The sequence below is a fragment of the Rhodophyticola sp. CCM32 genome (assembly GCF_004751985.1).
Classification (GTDB): domain Bacteria; phylum Pseudomonadota; class Alphaproteobacteria; order Rhodobacterales; family Rhodobacteraceae; genus Rhodophyticola.
This window is the reverse complement of sequence record NZ_CP038492.1, coordinates 3,655,112-3,666,962: the sequence shown is the minus strand read 5'-3', so window position 1 is coordinate 3,666,962 and position 11,851 is coordinate 3,655,112. Positions and strand designations below refer to the sequence as shown.

At 63.6% G+C, this 11,851-nt stretch carries 11 protein-coding genes; 8 read left to right on the top strand and 3 right to left on the bottom strand.

The window, feature by feature from the left end:
• Nucleotides 1–6 precede the first annotated feature (6 nt).
• The 5 genes from E2K80_RS17990 to E2K80_RS17970 all read left to right on the top strand — a co-directional run bounded on the left by E2K80_RS17990 (nt 7) and on the right by E2K80_RS17970 (nt 4,661).
• A complete protein-coding gene (locus E2K80_RS17990; RefSeq protein ID WP_135376252.1) occupies nt 7–1,011 on the top strand; it encodes a ketopantoate reductase family protein in 1,005 nt (334 codons plus the stop codon).
• Between the two features lie 6 nt (nt 1,012–1,017).
• Nucleotides 1,018–1,332 carry a hypothetical protein gene (locus E2K80_RS17985; protein WP_135376251.1) on the top strand — a complete coding sequence of 105 codons (315 nt, stop codon included), beginning with the start codon at nt 1,018–1,020 and terminating at the stop codon, nt 1,330–1,332.
• Between the two features lie 459 nt (nt 1,333–1,791).
• Complete coding sequence (locus tag E2K80_RS17980; protein ID WP_135376250.1) at nt 1,792–3,336, top strand: acetolactate synthase large subunit; 1,545 nt, start codon at nt 1,792–1,794, stop codon at nt 3,334–3,336.
• An 8-nt stretch (nt 3,337–3,344) separates the two neighbouring features.
• Complete coding sequence (locus E2K80_RS17975; RefSeq protein ID WP_135376249.1) at nt 3,345–4,049, top strand: extensin-like domain-containing protein; 705 nt, start codon at nt 3,345–3,347, stop codon at nt 4,047–4,049.
• A gap of 270 nt (nt 4,050–4,319) precedes the next feature.
• Nucleotides 4,320–4,661 carry a DUF2853 family protein gene (locus E2K80_RS17970; protein WP_135376248.1) on the top strand — a complete coding sequence of 114 codons (342 nt, stop codon included), beginning with the start codon at nt 4,320–4,322 and terminating at the stop codon, nt 4,659–4,661.
• A gap of 1,164 nt (nt 4,662–5,825) precedes the next feature.
• On the opposite strand, the gene E2K80_RS17965 is transcribed toward E2K80_RS17970, so the two are convergent.
• Genes E2K80_RS17965 through tsaD form a run of 3 tightly spaced genes read right to left on the bottom strand, consistent with a single transcriptional unit; the run spans nt 5,826 to nt 8,280 of the window.
• Nucleotides 5,826–6,245, bottom strand: coding sequence for an EVE domain-containing protein (locus E2K80_RS17965; protein WP_135376247.1), 420 nt, complete (start codon nt 6,243–6,245; stop codon nt 5,826–5,828).
• 5 nt (nt 6,246–6,250) lie between these two features.
• Entirely contained in the window at nt 6,251–7,204 is a 954-nt protein-coding gene (locus E2K80_RS17960) for an NAD(P)H-dependent glycerol-3-phosphate dehydrogenase (protein WP_135376246.1), read from the bottom strand.
• The gene (tsaD, locus tag E2K80_RS17955) at nt 7,201–8,280 is read right to left on the bottom strand and encodes a tRNA (adenosine(37)-N6)-threonylcarbamoyltransferase complex transferase subunit TsaD (protein ID WP_135376245.1); all 1,080 of its coding nucleotides are present in this window, start codon (nt 8,278–8,280) and stop codon (nt 7,201–7,203) included. Before tsaD ends, E2K80_RS17960 begins: the two co-directional genes overlap by 4 nt.
• 48 nt (nt 8,281–8,328) lie before the next feature.
• On the opposite strand from tsaD, the gene E2K80_RS17950 reads away from it, so the two are divergent.
• The 3 genes from E2K80_RS17950 (at nt 8,329) to E2K80_RS17940 (ending at nt 11,851) form a co-directional block, all read left to right on the top strand.
• A complete protein-coding gene (locus E2K80_RS17950; protein WP_135376244.1) occupies nt 8,329–9,033 on the top strand; it encodes a uroporphyrinogen-III synthase in 705 nt (234 codons plus the stop codon).
• A 98-nt stretch (nt 9,034–9,131) separates the two neighbouring features.
• Complete coding sequence (locus E2K80_RS17945; protein WP_135376243.1) at nt 9,132–10,364, top strand: COG4223 family protein; 1,233 nt, start codon at nt 9,132–9,134, stop codon at nt 10,362–10,364.
• 11 nt (nt 10,365–10,375) lie between these two features.
• On the top strand, nt 10,376–11,851 hold the full coding sequence (locus E2K80_RS17940) for a heme biosynthesis protein HemY (protein ID WP_135376242.1): 1,476 nt from the start codon (nt 10,376–10,378) through the stop codon (nt 11,849–11,851).

The window sequence follows — 11,851 nt, the reverse complement described above, 5'->3', positions numbered from 1 at the left end:
CGGCCGATGCGCGTGGTGATCTACGGCGTCGGGGCGGTTGGCGGTGTCATTGGCGCCGCGCTGGCCCATGCCGGGCACCCGGTTATCGGGATTGCCCGCGGGCGCCAGTTAGAGGCGCTTTGCGCCGGGCCGCTGCGGATGCGCCACCCGGGTGGAGAGGTCAATGTGACCCTGCCCTGTGTGGAGGACCCGGCGCAAATCACATTCCGCGCCGATGACGTGATACTGCTGACGATGAAAACCCAGGATACCGGTCCGGCGCTGACCCGGTTGCGCGCGGCCGGGGGGCGCGATCAGGCGATCTTCTGCCTGCAGAACGGTATCGCGAATGAACGGATGGCCCTGCGGCTGTTCCCCAATGTGCATGGGGTCACGGTGATGATGCCCGCCGGGTTTACAGAACCGGGCGAAGTGACCGGCCATGGCACGCCAAAGCTCGGGCTCTTCGATATCGGGCGTTATCCGCAGGGTTCGGATGCGGCGGATGCGACGCTGGCAGCCCTGTTCGACAGCGCGGAAATGGCCGGGTTCGTACATTCGGACGTGATGGCAAGCAAACGCGGCAAGCTGTTGATGAATATCGGGAATGTACTGGAAGCCGGTCTTGGCCAGGGCGTGGATAAAGGCGCATTCATGGCGCGCGCCAAAGCCGAGGCCATCGCCGCCTTCAAGGCCGCCGGTCTGGGCTGGGACGATGTTGGCATGCAAAACCCCCGCCGCGCCGCGCTGATGCAGACCGGCAAGATTTCGGGAACCGACCGGCTTGGCGGATCGACGACGCAAAGCCTGTTGCGCGGCACCGGCGCGGTGGAGACGGATTACCTGAATGGTGAGGTGGTTCTGATCGCCCGGCAGCAGGGTATCCCCGCCCCCGTGAACAGTTTTCTGTGCGATCTTGGGGCGGAGATGGCCGCGCGGAACACACAGCCGGGCAGCCTGTCCGAGGACCGGCTGCATCGGCTTTTCGCGGTCTGGGAGGCGGGAGGTGATGTATCTCTGCCCGGCAGTTAAGGCATTTTGCGCAAACTCATCACGCCACGGCAAAGGAACATGCTGTGCCTCGCCACCCCCGCTTTTGTGCCGCACCCGATGATCGCCGGAATTCGCGAGAATTCCATGTGGAAAACGGGCGTTTTCCACAGTCTGGTGTTTCACCTGAAATCTTGCAAGATATTGTTTTATAATAACTATTCCGAGGGGAATGTTTCAGGTGCTTCGGGACGGGATAGCGATCAAGCGCAAATTTCTCTAAAGCAGAAATCGTTTAATCTGAATCAAAATTCTCTGCCTCTCGATCAGCAAGCTGCTGATCTCGAACGCGAATTTCGATGAGCGATGGTACAGATTAAAACGATTTCGCTCCAAGGCGCATAGCTTTACGACACCGCAAAGGCGAAATCTGCGCGGGTCGGATACAAGACATTCTCGGAAACATCCCGGTGCAAAGCCCGGCATGTGCCATCCGGCAGGACAGAAAGAAGCGGCGCCGCTTCAGAGACGGAAGCGGTTTCTGATCCACCCGGCACCCGGTTTGCGCCGGGCCGGGGGGGGGAACGCGCGCGGTCTGTGCGGCCCGTCCTTGGCCCGTTCGGGGCTGTCTTCGGAAAGGCCCTCGAAACCGGTGTCCTGTCATCGCGGGCAGGCCCGAGGCCCGGTCCGCATGGTATACCGCCCTCCCCTATGGCAGAAATTGGTTAAACCAAGCTTAAGCGATGTGCAGAATCCCCTTGGCAGTCCATGCGCCCCGTGATCGGGTGGCGGCCAGACCATCCCGAAAACAGGAGCCCGCGAATGAACGGTGCCGAAAGCCTTGTCACCACCTTCCTGCAAAGCGGGGTGGAGGTCTGTTTCGCCAATCCCGGTACGTCAGAGATGCATTTCGTTGCGGCGCTGGATCAACATCCCGATATGCGCTGTGTGCTCTGCCTGTTCGAGGGCGGGGCCTCGGGCGCGGCGGACGGGTATTACCGGATGACCGGCCGGGTGGCGGCAACGATGCTGCATCTGGCCCCGGGCTTCGGCAATGCCTATGCCAATCTGCACAATGCGCGGAAGGCCGGCAGCGGCATTGTCAATGTGATGGGGGATCATGCGACCCATCACATGCGCCATGAAAGCCCGCTGAAAGGCGATACTGCGGGGATCAGCGCCGCGATTTCCCAATGGGCACGGTCGGCCCAAAGCGCAGGCGATGTGGCGCGGGACGGGGCCGCCGCGATCACCGCGGCGCGCAGCCGGGGCGGGCAGATTGCCACGCTGATCCTGCCTGCCGATACCGCCTGGGGGGAGGCCGAAGGGCCGGTCGTGGCGGCGGATCCACCGGCGCTGCATCACCCCTCACCCGATCAGATTGCAAGCGCGGCGGCGGTTCTGACAGGCGGGAACGCCGCCCTTCTGATCAGCGGGCCGGCGCTTTGTGAACCGCTTCTGACCCGGGCGGGGCAGATCGCGGCAGCCACGGGCGCGCAGCTGATGTCCCCCTTGCAGGTGCCGCGTTTAAGCCGGGGCGCGGACCGGGCGCAGGTGGCGCTGCAACCCTATGTGGTGGAACAGAATCTGGCCGCCCATGCGACGCTGGAGGCGGTGGTGCTGTGCGGGGCGCATCCACCGGTCAATTTCTTCGCCTATCCCGGCAAGCCAAGCGTGCCGACACCGCCGGGCTGCGCGATCCATGATCTTTGCCTGCCGGGGATGGATGTGGGATGGGTATTGGAGGCATTGGCGGATCATCTGGGCCTGGCGCAGGACGCCCCCTTTGACGCCGCCGCTCTGGACCTGCCCGATCTGCCAACGGGTGCGATGGATCTCGACAAGATCGCGGATGCCATTACCGCCCTTCTGCCGGAACAGGCGATTGTGGTGAATGAGGCCGTGACCAGCGCCGCCCCGATCCTGACCGCGACCGAAACCGCCCGCGCCCATGATCTGCTGGTCACCACCGGCGGGGCCATCGGGCAATGCCTGCCGGTTGCCACCGGGGCGGCCGTGGCCTGCCCCGACCGGCCGGTGATCGCGATGAGCGGTGACGGATCGGCCATGTACACGCTGCAATCGCTGTGGACGATGGCCCGCGAACGGCTGGATGTGACGGTGCTGATCTTTGCCAACCGGGGCTATCAGATTCTGCGCGGCGAGTTGACCAATGTGGGCGTCGAGAGTGTTGGCCGCAACGCCATCCGCATGCTGGATGTGGATGATCCGCTGCTGGATTGGGTCGCCCTGGCAGAGGGGCATGGGGTGCCGGGCCGCCGGGCGACGACCACGGACGCTTTTGTCGAGGCCATGCAGGAGGCGCTGGCCACGCCCGGGCCGCATCTGATCGAGATCGTGCTCTGAAACGGCCGGTGGCACGGCTCTGGCGGGGGGGGACGGCGCTTGTCTGGGCGGGGCTGGTCCTCTGGGGCGGCTGGTGGCTGCTCAGCCACCCGCTGCCTGATCATTGGAACCCTCTGACACCGCTGGATGTGGCGGCCCCGGTGACACCGCTGACCGGTCTCAAACTGCGCGCGGCGCTGCGCTCGACCGAGGCTTGTTTCGCGGCGCTGGACGGGCAGGCCCGTCTGACCCGCATGGCGCCTTTGCGGGAAAGCGCGACCTGTTTCATCGACCCGCGCCTGCGGCTTGACCGGGCAGGCCGGGCCGATCTGGTCCCGGTGGAAACCACCTGCGCCATCGCCCTGCGGCTGACCATGTGGGAACATCACGTTCTGCAACCGGCGGCGGAAACCGCATTCGGGCAGGGCATTGCGGCGCTTCACCATCAATCAAGCTATAACTGCCGCCCCATTCGCATGACAGGCGGCGCAGGGACCCGGATGAGCAGCCATGCCACCGCTGAGGCGATTGATATTCGTGGCGTTGTGCTGGCCGATGGGCAGCGCGTGGACCTGCTGGGCAACTGGGGTGGCTCCACACCGGAGGCAGAGTTTTACCGGGCTGCGCGGGATGGCGCCTGCCGCTGGTTCAGCACCGTACTGGGGCCGGAATTCAACAGGCTGCATGCGGATCATTTTCATTTACAATCCACCGGCTGGGGCACCTGCCGGTGATCGGAAGCAGAGATTGCCCTGCAATTTCAGGCTTCAATCACAATCCGGCCACGATAACCGGCACTTTGCATGAAAGCCGTATGTCCTTGCATATGCGACGCATAAACATAAATGGGCGAGAGGGTGCTGATACGGGGCCGCTCATTACACCTCCGCCAGCGCGGGATTGAGCAGACCGGCCCGTATTTCCCCTTTCTTTTTGACGCGGTTCACGCCAATCTCCCCTGCACATTGGGGCTACCCCAAGACCAAACTGACTGGGAGAAAATGATGGGAAAGAGAGACGATTTGATCGCCGTCTATGCGGATGATCTGAAAAACAAATGCGGTATGACACCGGATATGGCGTTGCTGACCAAGGTCACCATCGGATGCGGACCGGCGATTTACGACGCCGATGCCTCAACCGTCGCAGCGACGCAGCCCGGTGAGCTGGAAACCGTGAAGAACAATTTTCTCATCAAGAAGCTGGGTCTGGCCGATGGCCCGCAGCTGATGGAGGCGATCAACAGCGTGATTGCAACCTATGGGCAATCCGAGCGGAACAAATACCGCGCGGTGGTCTATTACATGCTGACCAAACATTTCGGCAAAGAAAGCGTTTACGGCTGAACCTGTTTGATATTTCAGTTTTGAAGGGCCTGCAGTATCTGCGGGCCCTTTTGGGATGGAAGGGCCGTGAAATTTCCCAAATGGAGCCCGGAATCCCTAAAGCGGGTTTCGATAGATCTGCCTTGCATAAACGCAAACCACTATAGGAAATTTTAAACTTTTCTACTTCACAGGCAAAGATAGAGATCATAATTCTCGTAGGTATTTGCATTAGCTCGTGTCGACGCATATTCAGCGCGCGAGTCACCTCCGGCCCGACAAATTCTGGTTGCCTCGGCCTGCGATGCAATACCCGCCTCATCAGCGTTTGCCCATTGGGAAGTCACAATTGTTACACTCGCTCCATTATATTCTGAAACAATGGGAGTAGCTGGAACACACCCCATTAAAGATATAACAGTATCAGCAAAGGCACGGAGTTTCATTTACATCCTCAAATAGAATATCTATGCGTTAAAGCAGAAATCGTTTAATCTGAATCAAAATTCGCTGCCTCTCGATCAGCAAACTGCTGATCTCGAACGTGAATTTTGATAATCGGTGGTGCAGAATAAAACGATTTCGCTATAGTATTTTCGTTGATCGTGAAATTTATGAAAATTTAATACGATTATAGATTCATGATTCGCAACAAATAAATGGCTCTATCATCAACAGCTATGGTCTCGACCTGAAATTCTGAAACACACCACATCACCTTTCCGCCCGGCGGCAGCGCCGGGCAGCGCCCGAACCGCCCCCACGGGGCGGGCGCTTCTCGCCCTCCCCTCGGTTCGGGCACTGCCCTCTGCGCAATGTATATGTGATGCAGAGTTTTGGGTCGGCACTTTAGGGGCAGATTTAGATAAATCTTCCCGGTTATTTCTTTGCACCCGACCCGGCACTGCCATATCCTGAATTGGCGCCCGACCAGGATGGCGGGTCTTCATTATACAGCATTTTGCGTTTGCATCGCATCAATAACTGCAGCCTTTCGGCTTCGGTTTGACCGCGTCTTTCAACAGGCCCTGTTTCGGACAAGCCGCGAAATGCCACAGAACACCAGCGGAGCGAGAGACCCGCGTGGGTGTTGGAGGGCCCCGGCGTGCGGTATCGGGGCTCTCCGCCTTTTTCTGATCGGGTCTGGATATCCCGTTTCAACAGATTGCAAGCCGCGCAGAGCTTTCAGCCTGCGACCCCGCCCATCTGGCAAATCAGCCGCCATTCCTCTGCCCGGACAGGCTGCACAGACAGGCGGGAATTCCTGACCAGCACCATGTCGGCCAGACGCTCATCAGCCTTGATCTGTTCCAGTGTCACCGGGCTGGCCAGCGCCTCCACCGCTTTGATATCCACACATTCCCATCGCGCGTCATCGATGGTGCTGTCCGGGTGAGCCTCGGCAATCACCTCAACAATGCCCACAATTTCCTTGTCCTTCTGGGAATGGTAGAAAAACCCCCGGTCGCCCACGGCCATCTCGCGCATGAAATTGCGGGCCTGATAATTGCGCACGCCATCCCATTCCTCCCCTTCGGCGCCTTTGGCGGCCTGTTGGTCCCAGGACCAGGTGGAGGTTTCGGATTTGAAAAGCCAATAACGCATCGGGGTCACTCCGGTTTCAGGGGGCGCGACAACAGGGTCTCCAGCGTGGCGGCAAAGTCAAGCCGTCCCTCGGCCAGGGCCGTGACCGCATCGGCGATGGGGGTGTCGGGTTCCGGGCGGGCGGCAAGCTCCTGCGCGGTGGCCAGACCCTCCACCGTGATCTCCGGATCAAAGGCCTCCCCCCGGGCCAGACCGGCCCCGAAGCGGAAATTGCGGGATTTGTCAGAGGTGCAGGTGAGCACCAGATCGCCAAAGCCCGACAGGCCCGAAAGCGTGTCATCACGCGCGCCTGCGGCCCGGGCGACCCGGCGCATTTCGGCAAATCCACGGGCCATCAGCGCGGCCCGGGCGCTTTCGCCAAGCCCGGCACCGATCACTGCGCCCGCAGCAATGGCAATCACGTTTTTCAGGGCACCGCCAAGCTCGGCCCCGATCACATCGCTTGTGGTGTAAAGGCGCAGCGCGGGGGTTGAAACGGCCTGTTGCAGATGGCTGGCCACCGATGCGTCGGCACAGGCCAGCGTCAGCGCCGTGGGCAGGCCATGGGCCAGATCCGCGGCAAAGCTGGGACCGGTCAACTGGGCGGGGATGGCTTTGGGCAAGGCGCGGGCGATCAACCCGGTGGGGCCAAGCCCGGTGGCCCGGTGAATGCCCTTGGCGGTGGAGATCACATGACCGGCAGACAGGCGCGCACCGGCCAGAAACCCGTCAAGCTTCTGGGTCGGGATCGCCAGGATCAGGATATCGGACGTCAGGCTTGCCAGATCGCCGGTGACGCGGATACCCGGCGGCAGATCATGACCGGGCAGGCGGCGGGTATTCTGGCGCTGCGCCTGCATCTTTTCGGCGCCCTGGCGCGCCCAAAGCGTCACCGGATGGCCCGCATTGGCCAGTGTGATCGCCAGCGCCGTGCCGAAGGCGCCCGCGCCTGCAATGTCGATGGCAGCTATGACGCTCATGCCTTGGCACCTTTTTTACCAGAGCCGATCAGCGCCGGGCTGGTGCGATCCAGCGGCCAGCGGGGGCGCGCGGCCAGATCCATACCATCCCTATGCCCATCCCGGAATGCCTCCAGCCCCGCATAGGCGATCATCGCCGCGTTGTCGGTGCAAAGCGCCATCGGCGGCGCGATGAAGGGCAGGCCCGCATCCGCCGCGACCTGTTTCAAAGCGTCCCGAAGGGTCTGGTTCGCGGCAACACCACCGGCAACGGCAAACCCGGTCAGATCGCCTTGGCCGGTCAGGGCGCGGCGGGATTTTTCGGCCAGCACATCGCGCACAGCCGCCTGAAACCCGGCGCAAAGATCGGCGCGATCCTGATCTGTCAGGCCGGATTTTTCCGCCACCACCGCATCACGGCTGCGCAGGACGGCGGTTTTCAGCCCTGAGAATGACAGGTCCGCGCCGGGCCGGTCCAATAATGGGCGCGGCAGGGCAAAGCGGGTGGGGTCGCCGCGCGCGGCCTCAGCCTCGACTGCGGGGCCGCCGGGTTGCGGCAGGCCAAGGATACGCGCCACCTTGTCGAAGGCCTCCCCCGGGGCGTCGTCAATGGTGCCGCCAAGGCGGGTGAATGCGTCATGCCCGTCCACGCGCAGAAACTGGCAATGGCCGCCAGAGACCAGCAGCATCAGATAGGGATAGGCGAGAGCATCGGTCAGGCGCGGGGTCAGGGCGTGACCGGCCAGATGGTTCACCCCGATCAGCGGTTTGTTCAGGGCAAAGGCCAGCCCCTTGGCGGCCATGACACCGGACAGCACACCGCCGATCAGCCCGGGCCCGGCGGTCACCGCAATCGCGTCAATTTTATCCAGCGCGGTTTCCGCCTGTTCCAGCGCCTGCGCCACCACCAGATCAAGACGTTCCGCATGGGCGCGGGCGGCAATCTCGGGCACGACCCCGCCAAAGGCGGCGTGCAGATCGGTCTGGCCGGAAACGATGGAGGACAGGATCTGCGGCCCCCCATCGTCGCGCAGAACCGCCGCCGCCGTATCATCGCAGCTGCTTTCGATACCAAGAAGGGTCAGGGGCGCGGTCATGATCGGGTTCGTTGCCTGGGGTTCGGATCGCAGGTAACACTCGGGCCCATGCCTGACAATGCCGCGCCTTTGTTGTTGCTGACCCGCCCTGCCCCGCAATCCAGCCGGTTTGCGGCCCGGTTCACCGGCAGGATAGAGGTGGTGATCGCCCCCTTGCAGGAGATTGCCCCGCTAGAGCCACGGCTCAGCCTTGATGGGGTGGGCGCGCTGATTTTCACATCGGAAAACGGGGTCAGGCGATTTGCCGATATGTCAGACCGGCGCGATCTGCCGGTATTCTGTGTCGGTGACCACACCGCAGAGGTGGCACAGGCCGCAGGCTTGCAGGCCCGGTCCGCCGGGGGCACGGCGGCAGAGCTTGTGGCGCTGGTGCAGGCAGCCCATACCGGGGGCCGGGTGTTGCATATACATGGGCGCCACACGCGGGGCGATGTGGCGGGGCTGCTTTCCGCTGCCGGTCTGGAGGCCCGAGGGGTTGCGACCTATGAACAGCGGGCCTGCGCGCGCCCCGCCGCATTTGACGGGACGCTCAGCCGGGGGCGCCCGGTCATCGCGCCCTTATTCTCCCCCAGAAGCGCGGATCTGTTTGTGAAAGCCATGGGCCAGACCCGCACGGCCCGGCTGGTTCTGCCCTGTCTCAGCCAGCCTGTGCGCGCGGCCCTGCCTATGGATTTGCAGGCGCTTGCCCCTGTCTCTGAGACACCGGATGCAGCAGCGCTGACTGCGACGATTGAGGGCCATTTTTCCCCCTAGCCGCGCCTTGAGAGGCATGCAACGCTGCTTTAAACTGACTCGCGGCCCATTGGGGCCAGGCAGGCAGTGCAATCGCTGACAATTGAAGGGATGGCGTGGTGGCAAGACAGACCTCAGACCACTCAGGCGCGGATAAAGCGCAGGACGCGACCGCAGAGGAAACCATCGCCCCCGAAGAGACCACAGCAGAAACCGGGGCGGACGGACCGACGGAGGCGCGCGCCGAACCGCTGGTGCTGGAAACGGCAGAGGCGGAGCCCGATAGCATGGATGAGGCCGACGCCGAGGCGGATACGGGGCCGAGCCCCATGGCCACGCTGATGGCCAATGCCACCCCGGCGCAGACCGTGATTGAACGGCGCGGGCCCGGGTTTTTCCCACTGGTTCTGGGCGGTATCGTTGCGGTGGCGCTTGGCTATGGCGCGGCCTATATGGGCTATCTTCCGACCCCTGATCGCAGCATGCTCATCGAGGATCTGGGCGCTGCTCTGGAGGCTCAATCCACCGATCTCTCGGCGCTGAATGATCGTGCAGACGGGATCGAGGCGCGGCTTGCCGCCCTGCCCGAGACCCCCGAGATCGACCTGTCGCCCCTGCAGGGGCAACTGGACGGGATCACGGCCCGGATCGACGATATGTCCGCGCGGATCACCACGCTGGAGGCCCGCCCGGTTCTGACCGGAGAGGGCAATCTTGATGATCAGGCCATCGCCGCCGCGATGGCCGATCTCAGGGCCGCCAACACCGCCATGGCCGATCAGATCACCGCCGCCGCTGCCGAGGCCGAGGCCCGCATTGCCGCCGCCGAGGCGCGTGCGGAGGCCCGCGCCGACAGCGCCATGGCACAATCCGCGTTGAGCCAGTTGCGGATCGCCCTGGCCGCAGGCAATCCGTTTGCGCAACCGCTGGCCGATCTGGCCGGTGCGACGGCGCTGGAGGTGCCCGACCGGTTGAGCGCCATCGCCGAAACCGGCGCGCCCACGCTGGAAGAATTGCAGGCGGATTTCCCCGCCGTGGCCCGGGCCGCCCTGCCCGTCGCCCTGCGTGAAACCGCCGGTGACGGCACCACCAACCGGGTGGGTGCGTTTCTGCGCGGGCAGATCGGCGGGCGCTCCCTGGAACCCCGCGAAGGCGATGACCCGGATGCAGTCCTGTCGCGGGCCGAGGCGGCGCTGGCCACCGGCGATCTGACCACCGCGCTGGATGAGCTGCAAAACCTGCCCGAAGCGGCCCGCGACCAGATGGCGATCTGGATCACCGACACCCAGACCCGGCTGGACGCGACACAGGCGCTTGAAGGGCTTGCCACCGCGCTGGATGCCGCGAATTAAGGAGCTGCAAGATGCTTTGGTCCCTTCTCAGGATCCTTGTCTTTGTTGTCATCGTGGCCGCCCTGGCTTTGGGCGTCGGCTATTTGCTGGAACTTGGCGATATGGTGCTGATCACCGTGGCGGGCCGCGAATTTGCGCTGACCCCGCTGACGGCGGTGCTTGCAGCACTGGTGGTGCTGGTGGTGGTCTGGGTGGTGTTGCGGCTGGCCGGTCTTCTGGTCGCCACGCTGCGGTTTCTCAATGGCGATGAAACCGCGATCTCGCGCTATTTCAACCGGCGCGGCACGCAAAAGGGCTATCAGGCGCTGGCCGACGGCATGCTGGCGCTGGCCGCAGGCGAGGGGCGGTTGGCGATCCGCAAGGCGCAGCGGGCCGAAACCTATCTGCAACGGCCCGAGATCACCAATCTGATCGTGGCCCAGGGGGCCGAGATGGTTGGCGATGACGCGCTGGCCACCGACACGCTGAAAGCGCTGGTGCAGGATGACCGCACCCGGTTTGTGGGCGTGCGCGGGCTGATGAAACAAAAGCTTGAGGCCGGCGACACGGACACCGCGCTGAAACTGGCCGAAAAGGCCCTGACGCTGAGGCCACAGCATGAAGAGGTGCAGGATACGCTGCTGCATCTGCAGGCCCGGCATGAAGACTGGCAGGGCGCACGGACAACGCTGGCAGCCAAGCTGAAAGCCGGCCATCTGCCGCGCGATGTCCATAAACGGCGCGATGCGGTGCTGGCGCTGGCCCATGCGCGCGAAGCCCTGGCCGATGGCCAGATCGCCGAGGCGCAGCGCGATGCAACAGCCGCCAACCGCATGTCTCCCGGTCTGGTGCCCGCCGCTGTCATGGCCGCGCGTCTGGAGATTGATGAGGGCAAACCGAAAATCGCTGCCCGGATCATCGTCAAAGCCTGGGATACCGGCCCGCATCCCGATCTGGCCGCGGCCTTTGCCGCGATTGCGCCAGACGAAACCCCGCAGGAGCGTATTCGCCGGTTTGCAACCCTGACCAACCGCCATGCGGATGCAGAAGAAACCCGGCTGCTGAAAGCCGAATTGCAGATCGCGGCGGAGGATTTCCTGGCCGCACGCGCCGCCCTTGGCGATCTGGCCGAAACCCGCCCGACTGCCCGCTCGCTGACCATCATGGCCGCGATCGAACGGGGCGAGGGTGGAGAGGATCAACTGGTGCGGGCCTGGCTGGCCAAGGCGGTCACCGCGTCTCGCGGGCCGCAATGGATATGCTCGGCCTGCGGCCATGTGCATGGGGAATGGCACCCGATCTGCGCCAATTGCGACCGGTTCGACACGTTGAGCTGGCAGGAAGCCCCGCAAAGCGAGGCCGCCCTGACCGGCCCCGACCGGATGCTGCCACTGATCGTCGGCGCGCTGGAAGACAGTCGCGGCGATGGGGATGTGGTGGATGCCGACCCGGCCGCCGAGGCAGAGGCAACACAGCCCGAGCCCGAAACAGCGGCCGGGCGGAGCTGA

What these genes read in the sequence shown, in the direction of transcription:
- E2K80_RS17960 (WP_135376246.1), bottom strand. Translation starts at nt 7,204, where the DNA reads ATGAGCGTCATAGCTGCCATCGACATTGCAGGCGCGGGCGCCTTCGGC.
- E2K80_RS17940 (WP_135376242.1), top strand. Translation starts at nt 10,376, where the DNA reads ATGCTTTGGTCCCTTCTCAGGATCCTTGTCTTTGTTGTCATCGTGGCC.
- tsaD (WP_135376245.1), bottom strand. Translation starts at nt 8,280, where the DNA reads ATGACCGCGCCCCTGACCCTTCTTGGTATCGAAAGCAGCTGCGATGAT.
- E2K80_RS17965 (WP_135376247.1), bottom strand. Translation starts at nt 6,245, where the DNA reads ATGCGTTATTGGCTTTTCAAATCCGAAACCTCCACCTGGTCCTGGGAC.
- E2K80_RS17980 (WP_135376250.1), top strand. Translation starts at nt 1,792, where the DNA reads ATGAACGGTGCCGAAAGCCTTGTCACCACCTTCCTGCAAAGCGGGGTG.
- E2K80_RS17990 (WP_135376252.1), top strand. Translation starts at nt 7, where the DNA reads ATGCGCGTGGTGATCTACGGCGTCGGGGCGGTTGGCGGTGTCATTGGC.
- E2K80_RS17970 (WP_135376248.1), top strand. Translation starts at nt 4,320, where the DNA reads ATGGGAAAGAGAGACGATTTGATCGCCGTCTATGCGGATGATCTGAAA.
- E2K80_RS17950 (WP_135376244.1), top strand. Translation starts at nt 8,329, where the DNA reads ATGCCTGACAATGCCGCGCCTTTGTTGTTGCTGACCCGCCCTGCCCCG.